Origin of the sequence: Rhodococcus cerastii (genome assembly GCF_033042195.1) — a bacterium.
GTDB lineage: Bacteria > Actinomycetota > Actinomycetes > Mycobacteriales > Mycobacteriaceae > Rhodococcoides.
This window is the reverse complement of sequence record NZ_JAWLKF010000005.1, coordinates 183,292-210,241: the sequence shown is the minus strand read 5'-3', so window position 1 is coordinate 210,241 and position 26,950 is coordinate 183,292. Positions and strand designations below refer to the sequence as shown.

Annotated in this window: 23 protein-coding genes; 6 read left to right on the top strand and 17 right to left on the bottom strand. The window is 65.1% G+C overall.

Annotated features, from left to right (window positions below; genetic code table 11):
- Positions 1 to 17 precede the first annotated feature (17 nt).
- A complete protein-coding gene (locus tag R3P93_RS12730; RefSeq protein ID WP_317533134.1) occupies positions 18 to 995 on the top strand; it encodes a 5'-3' exonuclease in 978 nt (325 codons plus the stop codon).
- A 19-nt stretch (positions 996 to 1,014) separates the two neighbouring features.
- Here the strand turns inward: R3P93_RS12730 and R3P93_RS12725 are convergent, their stop codons facing one another.
- The 7 genes from R3P93_RS12725 to pafA all read right to left on the bottom strand — a co-directional run bounded on the left by R3P93_RS12725 (position 1,015) and on the right by pafA (position 9,701).
- On the bottom strand, positions 1,015 to 1,956 hold the full coding sequence (locus R3P93_RS12725; RefSeq protein WP_317533133.1) for a DUF4333 domain-containing protein: 942 nt from the start codon (positions 1,954 to 1,956) through the stop codon (positions 1,015 to 1,017).
- A 94-nt stretch (positions 1,957 to 2,050) separates the two neighbouring features.
- Positions 2,051 to 4,825 (bottom strand): DEAD/DEAH box helicase, encoded by a 2,775-nt coding sequence (locus R3P93_RS12720; protein ID WP_094641811.1) that lies wholly within the window; start codon positions 4,823 to 4,825, stop codon positions 2,051 to 2,053.
- A 27-nt stretch (positions 4,826 to 4,852) separates the two neighbouring features.
- Complete coding sequence (tatC, locus tag R3P93_RS12715) at positions 4,853 to 5,824, bottom strand: twin-arginine translocase subunit TatC (RefSeq protein ID WP_068050772.1); 972 nt, start codon at positions 5,822 to 5,824, stop codon at positions 4,853 to 4,855.
- A 111-nt stretch (positions 5,825 to 5,935) separates the two neighbouring features.
- On the bottom strand, positions 5,936 to 6,202 hold the full coding sequence (gene tatA, locus R3P93_RS12710; protein WP_068050773.1) for a Sec-independent protein translocase subunit TatA: 267 nt from the start codon (positions 6,200 to 6,202) through the stop codon (positions 5,936 to 5,938).
- An 86-nt stretch (positions 6,203 to 6,288) separates the two neighbouring features.
- Positions 6,289 to 7,284, bottom strand: coding sequence for a helix-turn-helix transcriptional regulator (locus R3P93_RS12705; RefSeq protein ID WP_094670184.1), 996 nt, complete (start codon positions 7,282 to 7,284; stop codon positions 6,289 to 6,291).
- Positions 7,281 to 8,273 carry a helix-turn-helix transcriptional regulator gene (locus R3P93_RS12700; RefSeq protein ID WP_068050775.1) on the bottom strand — a complete coding sequence of 331 codons (993 nt, stop codon included), beginning with the start codon at positions 8,271 to 8,273 and terminating at the stop codon, positions 7,281 to 7,283. The genes R3P93_RS12705 and R3P93_RS12700 overlap by 4 nt, the downstream gene beginning before the upstream one ends.
- Before the next feature lie 69 nt (positions 8,274 to 8,342).
- Positions 8,343 to 9,701 (bottom strand): Pup--protein ligase, encoded by a 1,359-nt coding sequence (gene pafA / locus R3P93_RS12695; protein WP_170944814.1) that lies wholly within the window; start codon positions 9,699 to 9,701, stop codon positions 8,343 to 8,345.
- Positions 9,702 to 9,799: 98 nt separating this feature from the next.
- On the opposite strand from pafA, the gene R3P93_RS12690 reads away from it, so the two are divergent.
- Positions 9,800 to 11,269, top strand: coding sequence for a bifunctional phosphatase PAP2/diacylglycerol kinase family protein (locus tag R3P93_RS12690; RefSeq protein ID WP_317533132.1), 1,470 nt, complete (start codon positions 9,800 to 9,802; stop codon positions 11,267 to 11,269).
- Between the two features lie 33 nt (positions 11,270 to 11,302).
- Here R3P93_RS12690 and prcA read toward each other — a convergent pair whose 3' ends face one another.
- The 5 genes from prcA to arc form a co-directional block, all read right to left on the bottom strand.
- Entirely contained in the window at positions 11,303 to 12,076 is a 774-nt protein-coding gene (gene prcA, locus R3P93_RS12685) for a proteasome subunit alpha (RefSeq protein ID WP_068050778.1), read from the bottom strand.
- A complete protein-coding gene (gene prcB / locus R3P93_RS12680; RefSeq protein ID WP_068050779.1) occupies positions 12,073 to 13,014 on the bottom strand; it encodes a proteasome subunit beta in 942 nt (313 codons plus the stop codon). Before prcB ends, prcA begins: the two co-directional genes overlap by 4 nt.
- Positions 13,011 to 13,205, bottom strand: coding sequence for a ubiquitin-like protein Pup (locus R3P93_RS12675; RefSeq protein ID WP_008716348.1), 195 nt, complete (start codon positions 13,203 to 13,205; stop codon positions 13,011 to 13,013). The genes prcB and R3P93_RS12675 overlap by 4 nt, the downstream gene beginning before the upstream one ends.
- A 194-nt stretch (positions 13,206 to 13,399) precedes the next feature.
- On the bottom strand, positions 13,400 to 14,899 hold the full coding sequence (gene dop / locus R3P93_RS12670; protein ID WP_068050780.1) for a depupylase/deamidase Dop: 1,500 nt from the start codon (positions 14,897 to 14,899) through the stop codon (positions 13,400 to 13,402).
- An 82-nt stretch (positions 14,900 to 14,981) separates the two neighbouring features.
- A complete protein-coding gene (gene arc, locus R3P93_RS12665) occupies positions 14,982 to 16,745 on the bottom strand; it encodes a proteasome ATPase (RefSeq protein ID WP_068050781.1) in 1,764 nt (587 codons plus the stop codon).
- A 185-nt stretch (positions 16,746 to 16,930) separates the two neighbouring features.
- Between arc and R3P93_RS12660 the strand changes: the two genes are divergently transcribed.
- The gene (locus tag R3P93_RS12660; protein WP_068050782.1) at positions 16,931 to 17,416 is read left to right on the top strand and encodes a hypothetical protein; all 486 of its coding nucleotides are present in this window, start codon (positions 16,931 to 16,933) and stop codon (positions 17,414 to 17,416) included.
- A gap of 34 nt (positions 17,417 to 17,450) precedes the next feature.
- Here R3P93_RS12660 and R3P93_RS12655 read toward each other — a convergent pair whose 3' ends face one another.
- The gene (locus R3P93_RS12655; RefSeq protein WP_317533159.1) at positions 17,451 to 18,302 is read right to left on the bottom strand and encodes a tRNA (adenine-N1)-methyltransferase; all 852 of its coding nucleotides are present in this window, start codon (positions 18,300 to 18,302) and stop codon (positions 17,451 to 17,453) included.
- 336 nt (positions 18,303 to 18,638) lie between these two features.
- Here R3P93_RS12655 and R3P93_RS12650 point away from each other — a divergent pair, with 336 nt between their 5' ends.
- Together R3P93_RS12650 and R3P93_RS12645 are read left to right on the top strand one after the other, a co-directional pair.
- Positions 18,639 to 19,517 carry a RecB family exonuclease gene (locus tag R3P93_RS12650; RefSeq protein WP_373454840.1) on the top strand — a complete coding sequence of 293 codons (879 nt, stop codon included), beginning with the start codon at positions 18,639 to 18,641 and terminating at the stop codon, positions 19,515 to 19,517.
- Positions 19,518 to 19,534: 17 nt separating this feature from the next.
- Positions 19,535 to 20,341, top strand: a complete 807-nt coding sequence (locus R3P93_RS12645; protein ID WP_068050784.1) for a thioesterase family protein — start codon at positions 19,535 to 19,537, stop codon at positions 20,339 to 20,341.
- 48 nt (positions 20,342 to 20,389) lie between these two features.
- Here R3P93_RS12645 and hisG read toward each other — a convergent pair whose 3' ends face one another.
- From hisG to metH, 4 genes are read right to left on the bottom strand one after another with little or no spacing between them, the layout of a single operon-like run.
- Positions 20,390 to 21,241, bottom strand: a complete 852-nt coding sequence (gene hisG, locus R3P93_RS12640) for an ATP phosphoribosyltransferase (protein WP_094642360.1) — start codon at positions 21,239 to 21,241, stop codon at positions 20,390 to 20,392.
- 47 nt (positions 21,242 to 21,288) lie between these two features.
- Positions 21,289 to 21,552 carry a phosphoribosyl-ATP diphosphatase gene (locus tag R3P93_RS12635; protein ID WP_032398466.1) on the bottom strand — a complete coding sequence of 88 codons (264 nt, stop codon included), beginning with the start codon at positions 21,550 to 21,552 and terminating at the stop codon, positions 21,289 to 21,291.
- Between the two features lie 49 nt (positions 21,553 to 21,601).
- On the bottom strand, positions 21,602 to 22,270 hold the full coding sequence (locus R3P93_RS12630) for an HAD family hydrolase (protein WP_068050785.1): 669 nt from the start codon (positions 22,268 to 22,270) through the stop codon (positions 21,602 to 21,604).
- Positions 22,263 to 25,832 (bottom strand): methionine synthase, encoded by a 3,570-nt coding sequence (gene metH, locus R3P93_RS12625; protein ID WP_068050786.1) that lies wholly within the window; start codon positions 25,830 to 25,832, stop codon positions 22,263 to 22,265. The genes R3P93_RS12630 and metH overlap by 8 nt, the downstream gene beginning before the upstream one ends.
- Before the next feature lie 173 nt (positions 25,833 to 26,005).
- On the opposite strand from metH, the gene R3P93_RS12620 reads away from it, so the two are divergent.
- Positions 26,006 to 26,908 (top strand): PAC2 family protein, encoded by a 903-nt coding sequence (locus R3P93_RS12620; protein WP_317533158.1) that lies wholly within the window; start codon positions 26,006 to 26,008, stop codon positions 26,906 to 26,908.
- Positions 26,909 to 26,950 lie beyond the last annotated feature (42 nt).

Genomic DNA, 26,950 nt, shown 5'->3' with positions numbered 1-26,950 from the left:
TAGTGCCGTACGGCAAGATGAGCCCCATGACCGCCCCCGGAAAGTCGCCACTGTTGCTCCTCGACGGCGCGAGCCTGTGGTTCAGGGCCTACTACGCACTGCCCGAGTCGATTACGGCCCCCGACGGTCGACCCGTCAATGCCGTCCGCGGCTTCCTCGACATGATCTCGGCGTTGATCACGCGCACCGAACCCGGCCGACTGGCAGTGTGCCTCGATCTCGACTGGCGGCCACAGTTCCGCGTCGATCTCGTGCCGTCCTACAAGGCGCATCGTGTTGCCGAGGCGGCGCCGGAGGTCGCCGAGAGCGAAGAGGTGCCGGAGACACTGACACCACAGGTGGACATGATCATGGATGTGCTCGCCGCACTGGGGATCGCGACCGCAGGCGCAGACGGTCTCGAAGCCGACGACGTACTGGGAACCTTGGCCGCGCGCGAGCGTCAGGACCCGGTGGTCGTGGTCAGCGGAGACAGAGACCTGCTTCAAGTTGCCGCCGACGAGCCGAACGAGGTGCGCGTTCTGTACGTGGGACGCGGCCTGGCGAAAGCCGAACTGTTCGATCCCGCAGTGGTTTCCGAGCGTTACGGGGTGCCGCTCCATCGTGCGGGTGCGGCGTATGCGGAACTCGCCTTGCTGCGCGGCGATGCCTCGGACGGTCTGCCCGGAGTGAAGGGCATCGGGGAGAAGACAGCGTCGACGCTGATGATGCAGTACGAATCCGTTGAAGCGTTGCGCGCTGCGGCACTCGACCCGTCGTCGGACATGGCCAAAGGCCTCCGGGCGAAGCTGGCCAATGCGAGCGACTACCTGGACGCGGCGCTGCCGGTTGTCCGAGTCGTCACCGACGCCGATGTCGTCCTGTCGAAGTCGGACGAGATTCCCGCCGAGCCCGCCGATGTCTCTGCCCTGAACTCGCTCGCCGAGACTCTCGGCATCGAGAACGCCGTGGCCCGCCTCGTCGCTGCGATGGCGGCCACGGCGTCGACGACCTGATCGCGTGACCTCAGCGGGTCTACTCGGGCAGGGAGACTTCGTAGTTGGCGTCGTCGTCGAGGAAGGTCAGAGTCACGGTCTTGAACGCACCGTCCACGGTCAGGGTGCACTCGACACTGGTCTGGGCCACGACCTCGATGTCCTGAGGACAGGACACACCGGAGACGTCGGACGCACCGTAGGACTCGGTGACGACCGTGCGAACACCTTCCTCGGCCGCCGCGGTATCGAGGGTGGTCGTTCGACCGAAAGCGAAGAACGACACCACAGCGATCACGGCGAGGACTGCTACCACGGCACCCGCGATGATCAGGGGCTTCTTCGATCGAGCCCCGGCCTGCCCTGGCCCCTGCTGATTCGGCCCCTGCTGATTCGGATACTGCTGGTTCGGATACTGCTGGTTGGGATACTGCTGGTTGGGACTCCATGCCTGCTGTGGTTGCTGGCCGTACGGACCCGGCCCGTATTGCCCACCACCGAATTGCTGTGGTGCGTAAGGATTCTGGTACGCCGAATCGCCCGATGCAGGCGCGCCGTACTGCTGACCGGCGGGGTAGTGCGCGGTGGGGTTCTGTCCCTGGGGGTAGCCGCCCTGTGCATTCGGGGCCGAAGGGTACTGCCCCTGCGGATAGCCGGCAGGTGGGTACTGACCTTGGGGGTACTGGGCCTGGGGGGACTGGCCCTGTGGGTACTGACCCTGAGGATATTGCCCGTGCGGGTACTGGCCCTGCGGGTATTGGCCGCCGGGTTGTTGCGGGCTCTGCCCGTAGCTCTGTCCGGGTTCGCCGTACGGCGTGGCCTGCGGCTGTCCGTACTGACCCCACGCCGACGGCGTCGGAGTCTGTGACTCGGCGGAGGGAGCAGGCTGCGTGTCCGGTGTGTCGTTCGCGGCACCGTCCTGCTGATCGGGCGTGCGCGACCAGCTGTTGTCCGGATCGGTCGGACCGTATGGGCCGCTCATCTCGCCTCCACTGAAAATTCGGATTCGTCGGGGGTACAGTAACCCGCCCGTACGACTCTCCGCTGTACCGACCCGGCAGTCCGATTCGGCGCTGTCATGCGGCATCTACGGCGACCACGCCGCGGCGCAAGGCCGCGATCGCGCGCGCCGCAGTTCGCGACAGTTCCGGCTCCGGGGCCGCGAGCCGAACCTGGTCCAACAGGTCGATCACCTGCCGACACCAGCGCACGAAGTCTCCACCCGAGAGTGCTTTGCCGTTGTCACCCGCGGTGACGAGCGCATCGACCAACGAATGGTTCGACGCCCACTTGTAGATCGCCTTCACGAAGCCCATGTCGGGTTCTCTCGTCGGCGGCAGCTTGTGTCGCACCTCGTCGGACCGCAGCTCGTGCCACACCCGGACGGTCTCGGTCAGCGCGTGCCGAATCGGACCCGTCGGTCCGTGCGGGGTGATGTCACCCTCCGATCTGGACTCGTAGACCACCGCCGAGACCACCGCCGCCAACTCTGCCGGAGAAAGCCCCTGCCACAGGCCGCCGCGCAAGCATTCGGCGACCAGCAGATCGGACTCGGAATAGATTCGGCTCAGCCTGGCACCGTCCTCGGTGACCTTCGGATCCTTGCCTGCCGTCACGTAACCGCGGTCGGCGAGCAAAGCCAGGATGCGGTCGAACGTTCGGGCCAGTGAGTTCGTCGTGGCCGACACCTTCTGGCGCATCGTTTCGGTCTCTCGCGCCAACCGGTTGTAGCGTTCGCCGGTGCGACCGAGCTCGTCGCGGTCGGGACGAGCGTGCACCGGATGCGAGCGGATTGCTCGCCGAAGGGTGGCGAGCTCCTTGTCGTCCGCTGCCGTCGACTTGCGTCGGATACGGTCCGACGGCTGCGATATTCCGCGGGTGACCAGGGCGGCCGCGAGATCGCGTCGGGTCTTCGCGGTGCGGTGGTCGACGAATCGCGGCAGTCGCATCGTTCCCAGAGACGTTGCGGGCGATGGGAAGTCCGCTGCCGAAAGCCGGCCGGCCCACTTGTCCTCGGTCAGCACCAGCGGACGCGGATCGGCCCGGTCGTCATCGGGCTCGAGAACCACGGCAAGGCCGCTGCGGCGACCGGTCGGCACCGAGATCACGTCGCCGCGGCGCAGAGCACGCAGCGAATCGACGGCCTTGTCCCGCCGATCGGACCTGCTCTGGCGTTCGAGGGTCTTCTCCCGATCCTTCAGTCGTTCGCGGAGCTTCGCATACTCGAAGTACTCGCCCTCGGGGCCACCGAGGCGTGCACCGAGTGCCTCCAACGTCTGCATGTTCTTCTCGATACCGCGAACCATCCCGACGACGGAGCGGTCCGCCTGGAACTGCGCGAACGACCGCTCGAGCAGCAGACGCGAATCGGCCGCACCGAACTGTTCGATGAGGTTGATCGACATGTTGTATGCCGGCGCGAACGAACTGCGCAGCGGGAACGTACGCGTCGACGCCAGCCCCGCGACCTCGGTCGGCTCCGTGCCGGGCTGCCACAGCACGACGGCATGCCCTTCGACGTCGATGCCGCGGCGTCCGGCTCGGCCGGTCAGCTGGGTGTACTCCCCCGGCGTCAATTCGGCGTGTGTCTCACCGTTGAACTTGACCAACTTCTCGAGCACGACGGTTCGGGCCGGCATGTTGATCCCGAGAGCCAAGGTCTCCGTGGCGAACACCGCTCGGACGAGACCCTTGACGAACAACTCCTCGACGGTGTGCCGGAAGACCGGCAACATCCCGGCGTGGTGGGCGGCGAATCCCCGTTCCAGTGCGTCGCGCCACTCCCAGAAGCCCAGGACTTCGAGGTCCTCGCGCGGCAGCTCCGAGGTGTGTTTCTCGACGATGTACCGGATCTCCTCGGCCTGCTCGGGCGTGGTCAACACCAGCCGCGAACGCATGCACTGGGTCAGCGCGCCGTCGCAGCCGGCACGGCTGAAGATGAATGTGATGGCCGGGAGCAGACCCTCTTCGTCGAGTTTGGCGATCACATCGGGTCTGGCCAGTGGTCTGTTGTTCGCGCCGCTGCCCTGACCGCCACCGCGACCTCCGCCACCCGAACGTCCGCCGCGGCCCCTGCTGTGCGGCGCGTGCCAGCGGTCCATCGAGTCGAGGGACTGGCGTTGTTTGACGTGTCGGACGAGTTCACGGTCGACGACGATCTTCTGACTGCCGTCGGCCGACTGGGCTCGCGTGTCGAACAGATCGAACAGTCGGCGACCGACCATGATGTGCTGCGAAAGGGGCACCGGACGGTTCTCGTCCACCACGACCGCGGTGTCACCGCGAACCGTGCTCATCCAGGCACCGAACTCCTCGGCGTTGCTCACCGTTGCCGACAGGCTGACCAGTCGAACGTCGTCGGACAGGTGCAGGATGACTTCTTCCCACACCGCCCCGCGGAAACGGTCGGCGAGATAGTGCACCTCGTCCATGACGACGTGCGAGAGTCCTCGCAATGCATCCGAGGATGCGTACAGCATGTTGCGCAGCACTTCGGTCGTCATGATGACGATGGGCGCGTCTGGGTTGATCGACGAATCTCCGGTCAGCAGCCCGACCGTGTCGCGCCCGTACCGTGCGGTCAGCTCCGCGAACTTCTGGTTGCTCAGCGCCTTGATCGGGGTGGTGTAGAAGCACTTACGTCCCGCGGCGAGCGCAAGGTGCACCGCGAACTCGCCGATGACCGTCTTGCCCGCACCGGTGGGGGCACAGACCAGTACCCCGTGACCGTTCTCCAGCGCTGTGCAGGCATCCACCTGGAACCGGTCGAGGGGAAAGCCGAGCTCGGCGGAGAATCGTTGCAGCTGGGTGGGTCGGGGGCTCGTCCCCGTATCGAGAACCGTCTCGGTCATGCTTTCGACCCTACGGGCCGGTCGATGTCAGATCGTGTCGTCGTACTGCGCCTGTACTCGGGTCGCGGTACCGAGACCGCTGGACGGCGGTGTCGGAGCGACAGCATCCGGTGATTCGATCGAACTTGCGCCGTCGATGCGCGTTGCTTCGTCATCTGACACATCACCCCATTCGTCTCTTCTCTTGCGCAACTTACGCTTGTCGTGAATTCGCGCAATCTGCACTGCCATCTCGAAGAGCACCGTCAACGCCAAGGCCAAGGCCAGCATGGAGAACGGGTCCTGGCCAGGAGTTGCGATGGCCGCGAAGACGAACAATCCGAAGATGAGACCTCGACGCCACGCCTTGAGTCGCTCGTAGGTGAGTACGCCGACGAAATTCAAGGCAACGACCAGCAACGGAATCTCGAAGCTGACGCCGAAGATGATGAGGAGGTTGATCAGGAATCCGAAGTACTGATCACCGCTCAGCGCGGTGATCTGCACGTTGTCGCCGATGGAGAGCAGGAAGTGCAGGCCTTTGGCGACCACGAAGTAGGCCAGGACGGCTCCGGCGACGAACAGCGCAGCCGCTCCGGAGACGAACGAGACCGCATGTCGTCGTTCGTTGGCGTACAGACCCGGGGTGATGAAAGCCCAGATCTGGTACAGCCAGATGGGGCAGGCCAGTACGACACCGGCGGTGAACGCGACCTTGAATCGCAAAAGGAACTGGTCGAACGGTCCGGTGGCGAGCAGACGACACTGATCGTCGTTGCTCAGATTCGCGCGCAGACTCGGGTCGAGTGTGCAGTAGGGACCGCGTAGGAGGTCGCCGAGGCTTTCGACGCCGAAGATGGTGTGCGAGTACCAGAAGAACCCGAAGGCAGTCGTCACTGCGACTGCTACCAGCGACCACAGGAGCCGGGTTCGCAGCTCGTACAGATGATCGACCAACGACATGGTGCCGTCGGGATTGATTCGGCGCTTGCTTCGCCGCGGATCGAACGGAATGCGCATGGTGTTCTACGGTCAGCCTTCGTCGGTCGGACGACAGCGAGAAGCCGTCACCGACAGCAGTGAACCTTCGGTGCCGAACTGGCACCGAAGGTGTGCTGAGCGGCCGTGCGCTCAGGCAGACTTCGCGTCGTGCTGGGTCTCGGTGTTCGGCTGCGCGACCGGGGCGGGCGAGGGCAGCTGAGCGGGAGCGACGGGCTGCTGAGCGGGAGCGGTGTCGGTGTCGGACTTGCCGTCGTTCTGCATCTCCTTCACCTCGCTCTTGAAGATGCGCAACGACCGGCCGAGTCCGCGAGCAGCCTCGGGCAGCTTCTTGGAACCGAACAGAATGATGACGACCACCGCAACGATGGCCCAGTGCCAGGGACTGGTGAATCCCATGTGAACCTCCTACAGATCAGATGAATCGAGCGTACCCGACCACGGGTGCCGACTTCGGCAGCGGCGGGTCCGGGTTTGCCCGGTGTTCATGTGGCGACGGGACCGTCCGCGCTGGTCGCGTCGAACTCTGCGTACGCGTCCAGGGCCGAACGTGCTCGGTCGCGGACGGAGTTCACCAAGGATTCAGGTGCCAGTACCGTGACTCCGCCGCCGAAGCCCAACGTCAACCGTGTCATCCACTGCAGCGTGGCGAATCGCATCGTGACCACGATCGACCCGTCCGCATCCGCCGCGACCTGTGTCATCGGGTAGTAGTCCAGGATCCAGGTGAATGCAGGTGAGACCTTCAGCCGCGCCTGCGACAGCGAGGGATCGTCGTTGAAGATCTCGAAGGCGTCCTCGTCCTGCACCGATTCCGGCGGCGCGGCCGGTTCGTCGAGTTCGGTGGCCGAGTCGATGCGGTCGAACCGGAACAGCCGAACACCCTCGGCGCTTCGGCACCACGCCTGGACATAGCTGTTGTCGTCGACGACCACCGTCCTGATCGGGTCCACGGTCCGCTCGGTCAGGACGTCCCGCGACGCGGAGTAATAGGTCAGTTCCAGAGCGTGCCGGTGCCGCAATGCGGATCGGACGGTGGCAGGGACCGGCCCCTCCTCCGTATCCGTGCCGTCGTGATCGGACGAGAGTGGCACGTTGGCCGCCGCCGATCCTGCCGCGGTCTCGATCTTCGCGATGGCGCGCTGAGCAGCGGACGGGTCGACCATCCCTGGCATCGACGTCAGAGATCGAAGCGCAACCAACAGGGCCGTCGCCTCGGTCGACGTCAGGCGCAGCGGTCGATCGATGCCGGCCGAGAACGTCACGTCGATGCTCTCCTCGGAGAACGACAGATCGATGAGATCACCCGGGCCGTAGCCGGGCAGACCGCACATCCAGAGCTGATTGAGATCGGCCATCAGCGTCGCCGTCGACACCCCCAGCTCCTGGGCGGCCTCCTCGGCGCTCAACCCGGGATTGGCCATGAAGAACGGCACCATGTTGAGCAACCTGGCCAGCCGAACCGACAGTCGCGCGCTCATCGCTCGTTCTCCACATCGGCCGCTGTCCGCAGTGTCGAGATCACATCGGCGCGCAGTTCGGCGGGTTCGAGTACCACCGCATCCGCGCCGTGACCTGCTATCAACCGCGAGATCCAGTCCCAGGACCGCACGGGAACCTCCACGACGGTGCCGCTGCGGGCACCGAGACTCTGCACACCCACCACCGTTCCCATCCTGCGTAGTTCCAGCGCCTTGCCGTCGTGCAGCCATACCCGGGCCGTGCCCGCCACCGAGGACGTGCCCGCCACTCGGCGGACGATGTCCTGCAGGTCGATGCCGTCGGGCTTGCGCACGCTCTGCGCGGTGCCGAACGGTTTGACGTCGTCGCCGATTCGGGAGAGGCGGAACGTGCGGGTGTCGTTGCGATCCACGTCGTGTCCCACCAGATACCAGCGGCCGCGAAACGTCACGACACCCCACGGCTGGACGGTTCTGGTGGTGAACGGCTCGGTCAGCGAGGGTCGGTGTTGGAAACGTACCGATCTACCGTCGTCGATCGCGGCCAGCAAGGCACCCAGCGCAGGTTCCGAGCCCCGGGTGCGTGCGGGAACCGCGGTCACCGCCGCAGCGGACTCGCTCTGGTCGACCTGGATTCCCGCCGCTCGAAGTTTGAGCAGCGCGCTCTGCGCCGCGGAGGTGAGCTCCGGTGATTCCCACAGTTTGACGGCGACCGCGACGGCGGCCGATTCCGCGCTGGTGAGGTCGATGTCGGGCAGTTCGTACGCGTCGCGGTTGATGCGATAGCCCTCGACGCCCCCGAACCTGGTGGCAGTGCCGGTCTCCAACGGGACTCCGAGGTCACGCAGTTCGTTCTTGTCCCGCTCGAACATCCGGCTGAACGCCTCGTGGCTGGTGGAGTCGTCGTACCCGGCAACGCTCTCGCGGATCCACTCCGCGGTCAGGAACTGACGTGTCGACAACAGACAGATGACCAGGTTCATCAGGCGTTCGACTTTGGTGGTGGCCACGACAGTCGAGCCTAGTTGCTCATCGGAGGACCGAGCGGTAGCGACCCGAGCTACCGGAGGTCCACCTGGCTACATCGACGCGATCAACCGCTCGACCCGCTCGTCGACCGAGCGGAACGGGTCCTTGCAGAGCACGGTTCGCTGAGCCTGATCGTTGAGCTTGAGGTGCACCCAGTCGACCGTGAAGTCGCGACCTGCCTCCTGGGCGGCCGTGATGAATTCTCCGCGCAGCTTGGCTCGGGTGGTCTGAGGCGGTAGATCGACGGCCTCGTCGATCTGTTCGTCCTCGGTGACTCTCTTCGCAAGACCCTTGCGCTGCAACAGGTCGAAGACCCCCCGGCCACGCTTGATGTCGTGGTACGCCAGGTCCAACTGTGCGATCTTGGGATCGGACAGCTCCATCGAGTACCGGTCCTGGTAACGCTGGAACAGCTTGCGCTTGATGACCCAGTCGATCTCGGTGTCGACCTTCGCGAAATCCTGTGTCTCGATGGCGTCGAGCGTGCGTCCCCACAGATCGACGACCTGCTCCACCTGAGTGTTCGGCTCGCGTGTCTTGAGATGCTCGACGGCTCGCGCGTAGTACTCACGCTGAATGTCGAGGGCGCTGGCCTGTCGTCCGCCGGCGAGTCGAACGGGACGGCGTCCGGTGAGATCGTGGCTGACCTCCCGAATGGCGCGAATCGGATTGTCCAGTGCGAAGTCTCGGAAGGACACTCCCGCTTCGATCATCTCGAGAACGAGGGCCGCCGTTCCGACCTTGAGCATCGTCGAGGTCTCGGCCATGTTGGAGTCGCCCACGATGACGTGCAGCCGGCGGTACTTCTCGGCGTCGGCGTGCGGCTCGTCGCGAGTGTTGATGATCGGCCGCGAACGAGTGGTGGCCGAGGAGACGCCCTCCCAGATGTGCTCGGCGCGCTGCGACAGGCAGAACGTCGCAGCCTTCGGCGTCTGGAGTACCTTGCCTGCGCCGCAGATCAACTGACGCGTGACCAGGAAGGGCAGCAGAACGTCCGAGATCCGGGAGAACTCCCCCGCTCGCTGGACCAGGAAGTTCTCGTGGCAGCCGTACGAGTTGCCGGCCGAGTCGGTGTTGTTCTTGAACAGGTAGATATCGCCGCCGATGCCCTCCTCTGCCAGGCGCTGCTCGGCATCGATCAGCAGGTCTTCCAGTACCCGTTCGCCGGCGCGGTCGTGGGTGACCAACTGCAGCAGACTGTCGCACTCGGCGGTGGCGTACTCGGGGTGCGAGCCCACATCGAGGTACAGGCGGGCACCGTTGCGAAGGAACACATTCGAGCTGCGACCCCACGAGACGACTCGGCGGAACAGATAGCGAGCCACTTCGTCCGGACTCAGGCGTCGATGTCCGTGGAAAGTACATGTGACACCGAACTCTGTCTCGATGCCCATAATTCGTCGCTGCACACTTCGACACTACAACGCAACCCTCGAAACGATGTGTCGGAGCGCCCCGATGTCGTCTGTCGGTGAGGATGTCGTCGCACGTGCTTAGGCTGGGCGTCATGACTTCCACGCGCACCTCGATCTCGACGGCCGTTCACGCGTGGGATCTGTCCTTGGTGGCACGAAGTGCCGCTCTGCGGCAGAGCCGGGCGGACGGCGGCCTGCGCGCGCTGAGCAACGCCGCCGATCACGGTCGTCTGTGGCTCGGTGCGGCTGCGCTTCTCGTGGCTGCAGGTGGCCCGGCCCGACGCGGGGGCGTTCGGGGTCTCGTCGCTCTGGCAGGTGCGAGCTCGGTCGCGAACGGCCTGCTCAAACCGTTGTTTCCGCGAACTCGTCCGGATTCCGAGTCGGTTCCCGTCCTGCGTCAGGTGCTGGCTCCACCGGTGTCGTCGTCGTTCCCCTCCGGTCATTCGGCGTCGGCGGCTGCGTTCGTCACGGCGGTGGCAATCGAATCCCCGGTAGCGGGTGTGCTGCTGGCGCCCGTTGCGGCTGCGGTGTGTTACTCGCGGGTCCACGTCGGGGTGCACTGGCCGACAGACGTCATCGCCGGTGCCGCTCTCGGCTCGGCCATCGCGTTGTCCACCCGTCGCTGGTGGGCCGTACGGTCGGGCAAGCCCGCCGATCTGGGCTCGCCGGTCGACGTCGAGCCGCTGCCGGGCGGCCGGGGGCTGCTGGTGCTCGTCAATCCGGGTTCGGGTGACGACTCGGAAGCCGTGCCCGACTCGATCCGCCGAGCACTTCCCGACGCAGATCTGTTCGTCCCCGATCCCGACCGGGACTTCAACGAGCAACTCGAGCAGCGAATTCGGAGCACCTCTCCGCGTGCGCTCGGTGTCTGCGGCGGCGACGGAACTGTGGTCAGCGTCGCCGCGTCGGCGGTACGCAACGGGTTGCCGCTCGCAGCATTTCCGGGCGGCACCCTCAACCACTTCGCTCGCGACACCGGTCTGACCGTCGTGGAGGACACTGCTGCCGCCGTGGAAGCAGGCACCGCAGAACTGGTCGACATCGCCGAGGTGTCCGTCGACGGCCGTAGCGTGTCGTTCGTCAACACCGCTACCTTCGGTGGCTACCCCGACTCGGTGCGGCTGCGTCAGAAGTTGCAGCGCCGAATCGGCAAATGGCCGGCCGCCGCCATTGCGATGACGAGGGTGCTGGCGGCTGCGGAACCACTGAACATCGGGCTCGACGGCACCAGGCATTCGGTCTGGATGCTGTTCGTGGGCAACGGCAACTACGTACCGGCAGATCAAGTTCCCATGTCTCGCAGCAGCATTCACACCGGAACCCTCGATGTCAGGTTTCTACCGTCGGAGCCGAAGGCATCGAGAACCAGACTGCTGTGGGCAACGTTGACCGGCACCCTCGGCTCGTCACCCGCCTACGTCCGTCGAGCGGTGAAGAAACTGACCGTCGAGGTGGAGGGCGCCCCGGTTGCGCTGGCGGCCGACGGCGAAGTGGTGGGCGACGGAACGTGGTTCGAGTTCACCAGTGACGAGAACGGTCTCGCGCTCTATCGGGAGCGATAGAGCGCGAGACCGTGGGAAAATCGGGGCCACCGATCAGGAGGGCGGTGCCGCTTCGGTATCGGTCACTGCCTCGGCCGCCGCAGACGGCGTCGGCAACATGTCCTCGAGCGCAGCTCCGGCTATGCGTCGGAATGCTCGCCTCGGCCGACCCTGGTCCAGCACCGCAACCTCGAGCGCCGATACTTCGAGAACCTTTTTCTCCGGCTCACCTCCCGCCGCAGGCGGCGTCGCCGGACCTGCCGTGAGTGCGTCGACGGCGACACGGACCGCGTCGGCCAGGTCGAGTCCGGACCGGTACGTGTCCTTGAGCGCAGCCACGATCGGCTCGGTCGTTCCGCCCATGACGACGAAATCCTGCTCGTCGACGATGGATCCGTCGTAGGTGATGCGGTAGAGCTGGGTCGCGATCGGCTCGTCCTGATGCGAGACCTCCGCGACACAGATCTCGACCTCGTACGGCTTGAGCTGCTCGGTGAAGATCGTGCCGAGTGCTTGGGCGTACGTCTTGGCGAGCGAACGGCCGGTCACGTCACGCCGATCGTAGGTGTATCCCTTGATGTCGGCGTGCTGAATTCCGGCCTTGCGCAGGTTCTCGAACTCGTTGTACTTGCCCACGGCCGCGAAACCGATCCGGTCGTACAGTTCGCTCACCTTGTGCAACGCGGTCGAACGGTTCTCGGCCACGAAGAGCACCCCGTCCGCGTACGTCAGCACGATGACGCTGCGGCCGCGGCCGATTCCCTTGCGCGCCAACTCCGAACGATCGCGCATGATCTGTTCGGCAGATGCGTAGTACGGCATCGTCATGGTGCGCTACCCCCTTCGCTCACTTGCTGACCGGCCCGGGTGTGATGCTCGGCACCGCCGGAATGTGCGGCGCTCTCGGTCCGCTCCGCGAGGACGGACCGAGCCGCGGCCGAAATCCTGTCGTGCGCAACATCGTCCGCACCGACGCTGGTGATGGCGACAGCCGTCGGGTAGATCCCGCGGGTGACGTCAGGACCACCGGTGGCCGAGTCGTCGTCGGCGGCGTCATACAGCGATTCCACCGCTGCGCGAATCGCCTCCTCCTCGGTCATTCCGGGGCGATAGAGCTTCTTGAGCGCGGACTTGGCGAACAGCGATCCCGATCCCACCGCGTGGTAGCCCGAACGCTCCTCGTATCGCCCGCCGACCACGTCGTAGGACACAATTCTTCCGGCACGATCCGGATCCGAGATGTCGATGTCGAATCCGACCAACAGCGGGACCGCGGCGAGCCCTTGCATCGCGGCACCGAGATTGCTTCGGACCATCGACGACAGCTTGTTGGCCTTGCCGTTGAACGTGAGCGGCACGCCCTCGATCTTCTCGTAGTGCTCGAGTTCGACGGCGAAGAGCCGCACCAGTTCGATCGCTATGCCGGCAGTTCCGGCGATACCCGCTGCGGAGTAATCGTCGGTGACGTAGACCTTCTGCATGTCGCGATTGGCGATCAGATTGCCCTGCGTGGCTCGCCGGTCACCCGCGATCAGAACGCCGCCCGCGTAGGTCAGCGCGACGATCGTCGTCCCGTGCGGGGCGATACCGGACTTGTCCGACCCGCCGTTCGCGGTGTGGGACGCCAGGTCCGCTGCGATACCGCTCTCGGGCAACAGATGAGGGGCGTGCTGACGAAGATAATCGGAGAACGACGAGCTGCTCGACCCGAACGGAATCGCCGTTCCGTCGCCGGCCGACCGTGGGTCCGAACGATCCACCGTCACTGGCCGCCCTTCTGAACGTAGGCGCGCACGAAGTCCTCGGCGTTTTCCTCGAGCACGTCGTCGATCTCGTCGAGAAGGTCGTCGGTCTCCTCGGCCAGCTTCTCGCGTCGTTCCTGACCACCGGCTCCGGTGTCGCCTGGAACCTCATCGTCGTCGCCGCCGCCAGAGCGCCGTGTCTGCTCCTGTGCCATAGTCGCCGACCTCCTCCGTATATCGAGAAAACAGATCTACTGCACTCTCACCGGTCGATCCGAGGTGCACCGTCGTGGATGTGCAAGTGCAACCGAACGTTCCGCCGAAAGTGCACGGACCTTTACCCTACCGACAGACCGACTCCGTCGGTCGGCAAGACACCGCGAATAGTCGGTACCGGTCTTCGGGCGCGTCAGTTGGTGAGCTGATCGACGAGTTCGGCGGCACTGTCGACCGACTCGAGCAGCGCACCGACGTGCGATTTCGTGCCTCGAAGCGGCTCGAGGGTCGGGATGCGGACAAGGGAGTCGCCGCCGAGATCGAAGATGACCGAGTCCCAGCTCGCGGCGGCGATGTCGGCACCGAACTTGCGCAGGCACTCACCGCGGAAGTACGCCCTCGTATCATCCGGCGGCGTGCCGACGGCATCGAGCACCTGCTGCTCGGTGACCAGTCGATCCATCGACCCACGAGCAACCAGCCGGTTGTACAGGCCTTTGTCCAGGCGAACATCGGAATACTGCAGGTCCACCAGATGCAGCCGAGGAGCCGACCACCCGAGCCCCTCCCGCTGGCGGAACCCTTCGAGCAGGCGCAATTTCGCGGGCCAGTCCAACAGATGGGCGCACTCCATCGGATCGCGTTCGAGAAGGTCGAGGACCATCGCCCACTTGTCGAGCACATCCAGAGCGCGCGCGTCGTCGCTGCCCTCGGCGGCCACGAACTTCGCAGCACGCTGGTGGTAGATCCGCTGCAGCGCAAGCCCGGTCAGCTCGCGGCCGTCGGCGAGCGCGACGGCCTTACGCAGCGTCGGATCGTGGCTGATCTGATGGACTGCGGTCACCGGCCTGGCCAGCTGCAGATCGGACAGATCGACCCCTGCTTCGATGAGATCGAGCACGAGCGCGGTGGTGCCGACCTTGAGGTAGGTCGACATCTCGGCGAGATTGGCGTCGCCGATGATGCAATGCAGGCGGCGGTACTTGTCCGCGTCCGCGTGTGGTTCGTCGCGCGTGTTGATGATGCCGCGCTTCAGGGTGGTCTCGAGGCCCACCTCCACCTCGATGTAATCCGCCCGCTGCGAGAGTTGGAAGCCCGCTTCGTCACCGGACTGGCCGATTCCGACGCGTCCCGATCCGGTGATGACCTGCCTGGAGGCGAAGAACGGAGACAGACCGGCGATGACCGCCGAGAACGGCGTCTCGCGCGACATCAGGTAGTTCTCGTGGGTGCCGTACGACGCGCCCTTACCGTCGACGTTGTTCTTGTAGAGCTGCAGGCGCGGGGCACCGGGCACACTCGAGGCGTGGCGAGCGGCGGCCTCCATGACGCGCTCGCCGGCCTTGTCCCAGATCACTGCGTCCAACGGATCGCGTACCTCCGGGGCGGAGTACTCGGGGTGCGCGTGGTCGACGTACAGGCGGGCACCGTTGGTGAGAATCATGTTGGCCGCGCCGATCTCGTCGGCGTCGATCACCGGTGCCGGGCCGCTGAAGCGCCCGAGGTCGAATCCGCGGGCATCACGCAGCGGCGACTCGACCTCGTAGTCCCAGCGTGTGCGCTTGGCCCGGGGTACCCCGGCGGCTGCCGCGTAGGCGAGCACTGCCTGGGTCGATGTCAGGATCGGGTTGGCGGTGGGTTCGGTGGGCGAAGATATGCCGTACTCGACCTCGATACCGATGATGCGCTGCATATGTCGAGCCTAGACGTCGGCCGCAGAGCGCTTTCGGGGCGCGCCCTGTGCGGACGCGCCCCGAAAGTGGTGTTCGACGAAGCTACAGGTACTGGCCGGTGTTGGCCTCGGTGTCGATCGCCCGGCTCGCGCTGGCGTTCTTGCCGGTGACCAGCGTGCGGATGTAGACGATCCGCTCGCCCTTCTTGCCGGAGATTCGAGCCCAGTCGTCCGGATTCGTGGTGTTCGGTAGGTCCTCGTTCTCGGCGAATTCGTCGACGATGGAGTCGAAGAGGTGTTGAATTCGCAGCCCGCCGTTGCCGGTCTCGAGTACCGACTTGATGGCGTACTTCTTGGCGCGGTCGACGATGTTCTGGATCATGGCACCGGAATTGAAGTCCTTGAAGTACAGAACTTCCTTGTCTCCGTTGGCATACGTCACCTCGAGGAAGCGGTTGTCGTCGCTTTCGGCGTACATGCGCTCGACGACGCGGTCAATCATCCCTCGGATGCAGGCAGCGCGGTCTCCGCCGAACTCTGCGACATCGTCGGCGTTGACCGGCAGCGAGTCGGTGAGGTACTTGGAGAAGATGTCCTGTGCCGATTCGGCGTCGGGCCGCTCGATCTTGATCTTCACGTCCAGGCGACCGGGCCGCAGGATCGCGGGGTCGATCATGTCCTCACGGTTGGAGGCACCGATCACGATGACGTTCTCCAAGCCCTCCACGCCGTCGATCTCGGCGAGCAGCTGCGGGACCACCGTCGTCTCGACGTCGGACGAGACGCCCGAACCACGGGTGCGGAAGATCGAGTCCATCTCGTCGAAGAACACGATGACCGGGGTGCCCTCGGACGCCTTCTCCCGTGCACGCTGGAAGATCATGCGGATGTGACGCTCGGTCTCGCCGACGAACTTGTTGAGCAGCTCGGGGCCCTTGATGTTGAGGAAGAACGACTTCGCTTCCTTGGCGTCCTGGCCGCGGGCCTCGGCGATCTTCTTGGCCAACGAGTTGGCAACCGCCTTGGCGATCAACGTCTTTCCGCAGCCGGGAGGGCCGTAGAGCAGCACACCCTTGGGCGGACGCAAGGAGTACTCGCGAAACAGATCCTTGTGCAGGAACGGGAGTTCGACGGCGTCGCGAATCTGCTCGATCTGCCGACCGAGGCCACCGATGTCCTCGTATCCGACGTCGGGCACCTCTTCGAGGACCAGGTCCTCGACCTCGGCCTTGGGGACACGCTCGAAGGCGTAGCCGGCCTTGGTGTCGACGAGCAGGGAGTCGCCGGGACGGAGTTTGCGGGACGGTTCGTCCGGGTCGATGGGGCCCTCGTCGTTGACCATGTCGATCAACGGCTTGGCCAGCCACACCACTCGTTCCTCGTCGGCGTGACCGACGACGAGTGCTCGGGATCCGTCGCCCAGAAGCTCACGCAGAGTGCTGATTTCGCCGACCTGGTCGAAGGTGCAGGCCTCGACGATGGTCAGCGCTTCGTTCAGGCGCACCGTCTGCCCCGGTGCCAGTGAGTCCGCCTCGATGTTGGGTGAACACGTCAGCCTCATCTTGCGTCCGGAGGTGAACACATCCACCGTGCCGTCGTCGAAGACGCTCAGCAGAACGCCGTAGCCGCTCGGCGGTTGGCCGAGGCGGTCCACTTCCTCGCGAAGTGCGATGAGCTGTTGCCTGGCCTCTTTCAGGGTGTCCATCAACTTCGCGTTGCGCAGCGACAGAGAATCGACGCGTCCTTCGAGTTCGCGTACCTGTTCGGGGGACTCCCCCAGCTGACGGCGCAGTGAAGCAGCTTCGGCTCGCACGGCGTCCAGTTCGGCTCTGGCCGCGGCCACATCCGGATTGTCTGTTGAGCTCATGAGCGACTCCTCCCAGTGACGATCTATCAACGCTACCGGCACCGGCCCGAATGTGCGGACCGACACCACGATCGGGATGGAGAAGCAGTGTGTCTCGACCGCACCCGAGCGTCGGTCGAGTTCATGTTAGCCTCACCTGACCAAGCAGCGGACCGACCATGGAATCAGGGGCTTCACCAGTGAAGATGCGCATTTTCTCGGCAGGTGTCGCGCTCGCGGCAGCGATGATTTCGGTGGCCGGCTGCAGTTCGGCCGACGATTCCGATCACACCGATCACAATTCGACGGCGGCCGCCGAAATCAGCGATCCCGCAACCGATGCACCCACCGTCGCAGCACCTACCGCGGCTGAACTCGAAGCATCTCTGCTGCAACTGGTGGCACCGGATGTCGACGCGGCGACGAAGGCGGCTTCGGTCGAGAACGGGCAGGCACGCCTGACCAACCTCGAAACGATGACCGCGGCTCTGGCGAATTACGGCGCCATCACATTCGAGGTTGCCGAACCGACGGTCGAGGGCCAGACGTCCACCGCCGACGTCGCGATCGCCACTCCGCGGGGAACGGCAGCACCGTCCCCGCAGACCTGGGTGCTGATCGACGGCGACTGGAAGCTCTCCGATGCCAGTACCTGCCAGATTCTCGCCATGGGGCAGGCACCCTGCGCCTAGAGGCCGGGAATCCTCGGCGACGCCGCTGGGATCGTCAGCCCTTGCCGGACCGACGCTGAGGCTTCGGCGTGACGGTGCCCTCGGCGAGGCGTCGGACACTGACGAGGAATGCCGTGTGCCCCTGCATCCGATGCTCGGGACGAACCGCCAATCCGACGACGTGCCACCCGCGCACCATCGACTCCCACGAGCGGGGTTCGGTCCAGCACTCCTGCGCGCGAAGGGCTTCGACGACCTTGGACAACTGCGTCACCGTGGCGACGTAGACCAGCAGCACGCCGCCGGGGACGAGAGCCTTCGATACGGCAGGCAGTGCGTCCCAGGGCGCGAGCATGTCGAGGACGACGCGGTCGACCTGCTCGCCGGGACGATCGACACCGAACTGATCCACGTCGGCCACCGTCAGGTGCCAGTTGGCCGGCCGCTCGCCGAAGAACGTCTCGACGTTCTTGATCGCGTAGTCGGCATGGTCCTGGCGGATCTCGTAGGAGATGACCGTTCCTGCGGTACCGACGGCACGCAGCAGCGAGCACGTCAGCGCGCCCGATCCGGCACCGGCCTCGAGCACTCGCGCGCCGGGGAACATGTCGCCCTCGTGCACGATTTGGGCTGCGTCCTTGGGGTAGATGACCTGCGCGCCACGCGGCATCGACAGCACGTAGTCGGTCAGCAGCGGCCGCAGTGCGAGGTAAGGGGTGCCGTTGACGGACGTGACGACGCTGCCCTCGTCGGCGCCGAGCAGTTTGTCGTGGGTGATTCCGCCCCGGTGGGTGTGGAACTCCTTGCCCGCCTCGAGCACCACCGTGTAGTGGCGGCCCTTACCGTCGGTGAGCTGGACTCGATCTCCGACGCGGAACGGTCCGCTGCGTGCGGGTCCGGTCGGCACCGACTCGACCGGCACGTCGTCATCGGTCGCGAGAGCTTCGTCGAGTTCGATTTCGTCGACAGTTGCGGTGACCACTTCGTCCGCACCGATGACCGGGGCATCGACGATCGCGTCGACCTCGGGCCCGTCGGTCGACGCGGACGCGGAATCACCGAAGGACACAGCATCACCGGACGGCACAGCGGAACCTGCTTTCGTTGCTCTGTTCGGTGCCCGACCTGTTGCGGTCCGGCACCTGGGACGACTCGACGTGCCAGACTACGGCCTTGACCGAAGATGTCGGACCAACGGCATAGGGTCGCAGTCGTGAGTATTTCCGCGTCGACGCCCGTCGACTTGCCTCTACTCGATCTCGGCGACAGCGAGCAGACGTCGCCGGCGACGTCCGGCTCCCGCAGTACACCGGCGTTGTCGCCTTCGCGCGCAGGTGATTTCAAGCAGTGCCCACTCCTCTATCGCCTGCGTGCCGTCGACCGGATTCCCGAGGTCTCCACCGAAGCTCAGGTGAAGGGAACTGTGGTGCATGCCGCATTGGAGGCCCTGTACGCGTTGCCCGCACAGGATCGTGTTCCGGCCACTGCGCGAGAACTCGTCGATCCGGCGTGGGAGCGAGTGGTCGCTCGGTCACCCGACATCGAGAGTCTGGTTCCGGCGGACGAAAGACCGGCGTTTCTCGACCGGGCTCGCGCGCTGGTCGCCGGGTACTACGAGCTCGAAGACCCCACTCGGTTCGAGCCCGAGTCCTGCGAACAGCGCGTGGAGGTAGTGCTGGACGACGGTACGCCGCTGCGCGGATTCATCGATCGGATCGACGTGGCACCGAACGGGATGATCCGCGTCGTCGATTACAAGACCGGCCGGGCACCGCGAGAGTTCACCGAGTCCAAGGCGCTGTTCCAGATGAAGTTCTACGCGCTGATGATCATGCGGATGCGCGGAGTCGTTCCGGCACAACTGAAGTTGATGTACCTCTCCGACAAGCAGGAGCTGACCTACACCCCGGACGAGGGCGAGTTGCGGAGGTTCGAGCGCATGCTCTCGGCCATCTGGAAAGCGATTCTGGCTGCGGGCGAGACCGGCGATTTCCGCGCCAAACGGGGCGCGTTGTGCAAGTGGTGCGACCACCAGGCGCTGTGTCCGGAATTCGGTGGTACTCCCCCGGCGTATCCGGGTTGGCCCACGGCCGCTGCCGATCCGGCGGGGGCCGAGCTGTGACCCTCACCGCGAAGGCACTGCCGAACGCCTTCTTCGTTCCCGCCGGTGTCGGCAGCGAAGGCCACGAGCGGGTCACCGCTACCGAGCACACCGTCAGTCTGTGGGCACCGACGATGCAACACGGCGCTCCGCCGTCGGCCCTGTTGGTCCGGGCGCTCGAGCGAGTCGACGCCAGGGAGGACACCCGTATCAGTCGCGTGGCCGTCGACATCCTCGGACCGGTTCCGGTCGGGGACATCGAGATCCGGTCATGGACGGAGCGTCCCGGTGCCAATATCGAGCTCGTCGTCGCGGAACTCTGGGCGGACGGCACGTCGGGAACTGCGCGGGCGGTGGCCCGCGGCAGCGCATGGCGATTGCGCACCACGCCGACCGACGACGTTGCACACTCCGGGGATCCGGTGATGCGACCGGTGAGCGACGGAGTCGACTACACCTTCGGTGGCACCTGGTCGTCGGGTTATCTCGACGCCGTCGAGTTCAGGACTCTCACCGGACTCGGCGAGCCGGGGCCGGGCCAGGTGTGGGCGAGGCCCAGACCCGTTCTGGTGCAGGGTGAATCGATGACTCCGTTGGAGAGACTGTTCTCTATTGCCGACATCGCCAACGGAATCGGAGCCAAGCTCCCGATCGACGAATGGACGTTCCTGAACACCGATCTGACCGTTCACGTGTTCCGCGTGCCGCAGGGAGATTGGATCGGGGTGTCCGCCGAGACCTCCACCGGGCCGGACGGAATCGCAATGTGCGCGGGCACCCTCAGCGACGAACGAGGACCTGTCGGTCGCATCGCTCAGACGGTGTTGGTTAGACGTCGCAGCTGACGTCTCGTCCGATCGAGACGTCAGCGCTGTGACGACGTGATCTCGGATTCAGAACGCGCGGCAGGACCTGATGTCGGAGGCGAGGATCGCCTTGGCACCGAGATCGGCGAGCTGATCCATGACGTTGTTGTGGACCTTACGAGAGACCATGGCGCGCACGGCAACCCAGTTGTCGTCGACCATCGGCGCCAGGGTGGGCGATTCGATTCCAGGAGTGATCTTGACGGCCTCGTCGAGGATCGACTTGGGGCAGTCGTAATCGAGCATCAGGTACTGCTGTGCGAAGACGACGCCCTGTACGCGGGCGATGAGTTGCTTGCGTGCGGAGTCGGTGCCCGGTGTGCCTGCTCGTTCGATCAAGACGCCCTCGGAATCGCAGAGAGATTCGCCGAATGCCACGAGGTTGTTCTGACGCAGCGAGCGACCCGACTCCACGACGTCGGCGATCGCGTCGGCGACCCCGAGCTGGATGGAGATCTCCACCGCACCGTCGAGGCGGATGACCGTTGCTTCGAGTCCTCTGGCGGCCAGATCCTTGCGCACCAGGTTGGGATAGGACGTCGCGATGCGCAATCCACCCAGATCCTCGGGTGCCCACTCCTTGCCCGCGGGTGCGGCATAGCGGAAGGTCGATCGGCCGAATCCGAGTGCCAGCCGCTCTTCGACAGCAGCACCGGAATCGAGAGCCAGGTCGCGTCCGGTGATGCCCAGATCCAGCTGCCCGGATCCGACGTAGATCGCGATGTCCTTGGGGCGCAGAAAGAAGAATTCGACGCCGTTCGCCGGATCGAGAACCGTCAGGTCTTTGGAATCGCTTCGGCGTCGGTAGCCGGCTTCACTGAGAATTTCGGCGGCGGACTCGGAGAGAGCGCCCTTGTTGGGTACGGCTACGCGCAGCATGCAGTTTTCCTTGTTCGACGAGTTCGTGAGCGACATGCGGATCGAACTCACAGATGTTTGTAGACGTCCTCGAGTTCGAGGCCTCTACCCACCATCATCACCTGGACCCAGTAGAGCAGCTGCGAGATCTCCTCGGCGAGTGCCTCGTCGCTCTCGTGCTCGGCGGCGATCCACACTTCACCGGCTTCTTCGAGGACCTTCTTGCCCTGGAAATGAACTCCCGCGTCCAACGCTGCTACGGTGCCCGAACCCTCGGGGCGGGTCTTCGAGCGGTCGGTGAGCTCGGCGAACAGCGAATCGAAAGTCTTCACGGATGGATATTCTTTCACGTCGTCGCTCGGGGGTACGAATCGGTCGAGATCAGGATGCCCAGGCTCGTCGCACCTCGTCGGCGGTCAATCCGACGAGACCATCGCGGATGGTGTACCCCGGTGCGGCCCGCACCGCGATTTCGGACGGAACCACCAGCACCGGACAACCGGCGGTGTGCGCCGACAGCGAACCGGTGGGCGAATCCTCGACCGCAAGGCACGAAGCTGCGTCGAGTCCGAGCAACGCTGCACCGCGCAGGTACGGGGCCGGATGCGGTTTGCCTGCCTCGACCTCGTCGCCGGTGACCGTGATGTCGAAGTACTCGCGCCCCAGGGTGTCCAGAGCCCGCTCGACCAGACCCCGCTCGGTGTTGGTGACCAACCCGGTCGACAGACCCATCTCGCGCACGAGCGCAAGAGCGTCCTTGGCACCGGGGCGCCACGGAATCCCCTCGGCGAACAGGTCTCCGACTCGTGTGGTCAGCCACTCACGGCCCTCGATCAGGCGCTCGTCGGTGACCTCGACCCCGGCATTCGCCAAGACCTTGCGCAGTGCATCCCACATCGAGTTGCCGAGGGTGCTTTCACGCACCTCCGCGCTGAGTTCCGTTCCCAGTGAGCGGGAGTACTCACCGATGGCGACGTCCCAGATCTTCTCCGAGTCGAGCAGTGTGCCGTCCATGTCCCACAGGACACCCTGCAGGTGGGTTCTAGACATTGAAGTACTTGGCCTCCGGGTGATGAAGTACGAACGCATCGGTCGACTGTTCGGGGTGTAGCTGCAGTTCCTCGGAGAGCTTCACGCCGATTCGCTCGGGTTCGAGAAGTGCGGCGAGCTTGATGCGGTCCTCAAGATCGGGGCATGCGCCGTAGCCGAACGAGTAACGCGCACCGCGATATTCGAGTTTGAAGAAGCCCTCGGCCTCGGTGGGATCCTCCGAGGCGACGGAATTGCCGTCGGAGAGCTTCAGTTCCTCGCGTACCCGGCGGTGCCAGTACTCGGCCAGGGCTTCGGTGAGCTGAACGCCGATTCCGTGGACCTCGAGGTAGTCACGGTACGAGTCGGCGGCGAACAGCTCGTTGGCGAAGTCCGCGATGGGCTGGCCCATCGTCACCAGGTTCATCGGCAGAACATCGACCTTGCCCGATTCCCGTGCCGCCGAACGCGACCGAACGAAGTCCGATATGCAGAGGAAGCGGTCGCGGTGCTGCCGTGGGAACGTGAACCGAAAGCGTTCGGGCGCATCGGGTTCGGGTTCGGTGAGCACGACGACGTCGTCGCCCTCCGAGACCGCCGGGAAGTACCCGTACACCAATGCCGCGTGTGCGAGGATGCCGTCGGTGCTCAGTCGATCGAGCCAATACCGCAGGCGCGGTTTGCCTTCCGACTCCACCAGGTCCTCGTACGTGGCACCTTCGCCCTTGCGGGCACCGCGCAGACCCCATTGCCCCAGGAACAGGGCCCGCTCGTCGAGCAGCCCCGAGTACTCCGACAGCGACACGCCCTTGACGATGCGCGTGCCCCAGAACGGCGGCACCGGGATGTCGATGTCGGCAGCGACATCGGATCGTTCGGGCACGACCACCGGCGCTTCGGCGGCTTTGCGCTTCTCGGCGATGCGCTTGGACCGCTCGTGGCGTTCCTTGCGCTCGGCCGTCTTGGCCTTCGCAGCGAGTGCCTCGGGGCTGTCCGGGGCCGGTCCGCCACCGCGCTTGGTGGTCATGATGGTGTCCATCAGGCGAAGGCCCTCGAATGCATCACGCGCATAGTGCACGTCGCCCTCGTAGACGTCCTGCAAGTCGTTCTCGACATACGACCGGGTCAGGGCCGCTCCGCCCAGCAGAACCGGGAATTGCTCGGCGACACCCTTCGAGTTGAGTTCGATGAGGTTGTCCTTCATGACAACGGTGGACTTGACCAGTAGCCCGGACATGCCGATCACGTCGGCGCGCTTGTCGATCGCGGCTTCCAGAATGGTCGAAATCGGTTGCTTGATACCGAGATTGACCACCTCGTACCCGTTGTTGCTCAGGATGATGTCGACGAGGTTCTTACCGATGTCGTGCACATCGCCCTTGACGGTACCGAGCACGATGCGACCCTTGCCGTCGTCGTCGGTTGCTTCCATGTGCGGTTCGAGATACGCCACAGCAGCCTTCATCACCTCGGCGGAGGCGAGCACGAACGGCAGCTGCATCTGACCTGAGCCGAACAGCTCGCCCACGGTCTTCATCCCCGAGAGCAACGTCTCGTTGATGATTTCCAGCGGCGGCTTCTCGGCCATCGCGGCGTCGAGATCGGCGTCGAGGCCGTTGCGTTCGCCGTCGACGATGCGTCGTTCGAGTCGCTCGAACAGCGGCAAACGGCCGAGTTCTTCCGCGCGAGATTCCCGCGCCGACGCTGCGGAGACCCCCTCGAAGAGCTGCATGAGCTTCTGCAGCGGGTCGTAGCCCTCGCTGCGGCGGTCGTACACCAGATCGAGGGCCGTCTCGCGCTGCTCGTCGGGAATCTTGTTCATCGGCAGGATCTTCGACGCGTGCACGATGGCGGTGTCGAGGCCGGCCTGTGTGCACTCGTGCAGGAACACCGAGTTCAGCACCTGGCGTGCAGCGGGATTGAGGCCGAACGAGATGTTCGACAGCCCGAGGGTGGTGTGCACCTTCGGGTACTTCTCCTTGAGCTGCCGGATCGCCTCGATGGTCTCGATGCCGTCGCGTCGCACCTCTTCCTGGCCCGTCGAGATCGGGAAAGTGAGGGTGTCGACGATGATGTCCTCGTGGCGCAGGCCCCAGTTCTCGGTGATGTCGGTGATCAACCGGTCTGCGACGCGCACCTTCCATTCGGCCGTACGTGCCTGTCCCTCTTCGTCGATGGTCAGCGCAACGACGGCGGCGCCGTGCTCCTTGACCAGACGCATGATCTTCTGGAATCGCGAGTCGGGTCCGTCGCCGTCCTCGTAGTTGACCGAGTTGACCGCGCTGCGGCCACCGAGGTGCTCCAAACCTGCTTCGAGAACGGCAGGTTCGGTGGAGTCGAGCATGATCGGCAGGGTCGACGCCGTCGCCAGTCGGCTGGCCAACGCGGCCATGTCCGCGGCGCCGTCGCGGCCGACGTAGTCGACGTTGAGGTCGAGCATGTGCGCGCCGTCGCGGGTCTGGTCCTTGGCGATGTCGAGGCACTTCTCGTAGTCCTCGGCGAGCATCGCGTCGCGAAATGCCTTGGACCCGTTGGAGTTGGTGCGCTCACCGATCATCAGGATGCTGGCATCCTGCTCGAACGGAACGGCGGTGTACAGCGAGGAGACGCCCGGCTCGGGCGCGGGCTGCCGTTCGAGTTTCGTTGCCCCGTGCACCATGTCGGCAACCTGGCGGATGTGCTCGGGCGTGGTGCCACAGCAACCTCCCACCAGAGCCAACCCGTATTCGCTGACGAAACCGCTCAGGGCCTCGGCCAATTCGGGAGCGGTCAGTGGGTACTCGGCCCCTTTCGCGCCCAGGGTGGGCAGGCCGGCATTGGGCATCACCGACACCGGAAGACGCGAATGCTTGGACAGATGGCGCAGGTGCTCGCTCATCTCGGCCGGGCCGGTCGCACAGTTGAGCCCGATCATGTCGATACCGAGGGGTTCGAGTGCCGTCAGTGCGGCACCGATCTCGCTGCCGACGAGCATCGCGCCCGTCGTCTCGACGGTGACGTGGGTGATGATCGGGATGCGGACGCCCAGCTTGTCCATCGCGTGCTGGCTGCCGATGATCGCGGCCTTGACCTGTAGCAAGTCCTGGCAGGTCTCGACCAGGATGGCGTCGGCACCGCCGTCGATCATGCCGAGGGCGGCTTCGGTGTACGCGTCGCGCAGTCGGGCGAAGGGGGCGTGGCCGAGAGTGGGGAGCTTGGTACCGGGGCCCATGGAACCCAACACGAAGCGGCCCATCCCGTCGCGGCCCGGGCCCATCTCGTCGGCGGTCTCACGCGCGAGCCGGGTGCCTTTCTCGGCCAACTCGCGGATGCGGTCCTCGATGTCGTAATCGGCCAGGTTGGGCAGATTGCAGCCGAAGGTGTTGGTCTCGACGGCGTCCGCACCGGCCGCGAAGTACTCGCGGTGAATCTCACGCAGCACGTCCGGCCTGGTGGCATTCAGGATTTCGTTGCATCCCTCCAGACCGAGAAAGTCGTCGAGAGTGAGGTCGGCGTCCTGGAGCATCGTGCCCATCGCTCCGTCGCCGATGACAACACGACGTGAAATCGCATCGAGCAGACTGGGCTTGTGTTGAGCGGGCATCACTACAGAGTAGTGGGCACCGAAGTTACGTCGGGTCGTAGGCTGTCGTGGTGAGTCCCCGAAACCTCGATGGCCAGTCCCCGATCGACGACGGAAACGAAAATACGGACATTTCAGTTGCCGGATCGGATGTGCCTCTGGATGCTGCATTGATCGAGGCCGTCCACGATGCTGTGGCCAATGCCACAGACCTCGACGACCTCGACGATCTCGACGACGTCATTCCCGAGTTGCGCTCCCCGATCCTGGTCGCTGCCTTCGAGGGCTGGAACGACGCGGGAGATGCAGCCAGCGGCGCGATCGAGCATCTGGAGCTGATCTGGGACGCCAGTCCGCTGGCCGAACTGGACTCGGAGGACTACTACGACTACCAGGTCAACCGCCCGACAGTCCGGCAGGTGGACGGTGTCACGCGCGAGATCGAGTGGCCGTCGACTCGGCTGTCGGTGTGTTCGCCTCCCGGCAGCTCGCGCGATGTGGTGCTGCTACGTGGCATCGAGCCGAACATGCGCTGGCGCAGTTTCTGCGACGACCTCCTCGAATTCGTCGAACAGCTCGGCGTCGAGACCGTGGTGATCCTGGGCGCACTGCTGGCGGACACTCCCCACACCAGACCCGTTCCGGTGACCGGCACCGCCTACAGCACCGAATCGGCCGAACAGTTCAACCTGGAACAGACTCGCTACGAGGGACCGACCGGGATCACCGGTGTGCTGCAGGACGAGTGCGTCAAGGCCGGGGTGCCTGCGGTCTCCTTCTGGGCTGCGGTCCCGCACTACGTCTCCCAGCCGCCCAACCCCAAGGCCACCGTGGCGCTGCTGCAGCGGGTCGAGGACGTGCTCGACGTCGAGGTACCGCTCGGCGAACTGCCCACCCAGGCCGAGGAATGGGAAGAGGCGGTGACCGAGATGACGAAGGAAGACGAGGAGATCAGCGAATACGTTCGCAGCCTCGAGGAACGCGGCGACGCCGAGGTGGACATGTCCGATGCGATCGCCAAGATCGACGGCGACGCCATCGCGGCCGAGTTCGAGAAGTACTTGAGGCGACGCGGTCCGGGCAACTTCGGGCTCTGACCGACCGCACAGGAGGAGCCGGGGGCCGGTGAGGTCTTTCTG

Bases quoted from the DNA above. Each gene is read 5' to 3' on its own strand.
- R3P93_RS12690 (WP_317533132.1), top strand. From the start codon at position 9,800: ATGACTTCCACGCGCACCTCGATCTCGACGGCCGTTCACGCGTGGGAT.
- R3P93_RS12660 (WP_068050782.1), top strand. From the start codon at position 16,931: ATGCGCATTTTCTCGGCAGGTGTCGCGCTCGCGGCAGCGATGATTTCG.
- arc (WP_068050781.1), bottom strand. From the start codon at position 16,745: ATGAGCTCAACAGACAATCCGGATGTGGCCGCGGCCAGAGCCGAACTG.
- R3P93_RS12730 (WP_317533134.1), top strand. From the start codon at position 18: ATGAGCCCCATGACCGCCCCCGGAAAGTCGCCACTGTTGCTCCTCGAC.
- tatC (WP_068050772.1), bottom strand. From the start codon at position 5,824: ATGCGCATTCCGTTCGATCCGCGGCGAAGCAAGCGCCGAATCAATCCC.
- R3P93_RS12705 (WP_094670184.1), bottom strand. From the start codon at position 7,284: ATGAGCGCGCGACTGTCGGTTCGGCTGGCCAGGTTGCTCAACATGGTG.
- prcA (WP_068050778.1), bottom strand. From the start codon at position 12,076: ATGACGATGCCGTACTACGCATCTGCCGAACAGATCATGCGCGATCGT.
- R3P93_RS12675 (WP_008716348.1), bottom strand. From the start codon at position 13,205: ATGGCACAGGAGCAGACACGGCGCTCTGGCGGCGGCGACGACGATGAG.
- tatA (WP_068050773.1), bottom strand. From the start codon at position 6,202: ATGGGATTCACCAGTCCCTGGCACTGGGCCATCGTTGCGGTGGTCGTC.
- R3P93_RS12630 (WP_068050785.1), bottom strand. From the start codon at position 22,270: ATGTCTAGAACCCACCTGCAGGGTGTCCTGTGGGACATGGACGGCACA.
- dop (WP_068050780.1), bottom strand. From the start codon at position 14,899: ATGCAGCGCATCATCGGTATCGAGGTCGAGTACGGCATATCTTCGCCC.
- metH (WP_068050786.1), bottom strand. From the start codon at position 25,832: ATGCCCGCTCAACACAAGCCCAGTCTGCTCGATGCGATTTCACGTCGT.
- R3P93_RS12720 (WP_094641811.1), bottom strand. From the start codon at position 4,825: ATGACCGAGACGGTTCTCGATACGGGGACGAGCCCCCGACCCACCCAG.
- R3P93_RS12725 (WP_317533133.1), bottom strand. From the start codon at position 1,956: ATGAGCGGCCCATACGGTCCGACCGATCCGGACAACAGCTGGTCGCGC.
- hisG (WP_094642360.1), bottom strand. From the start codon at position 21,241: ATGCTGCGCGTAGCCGTACCCAACAAGGGCGCTCTCTCCGAGTCCGCC.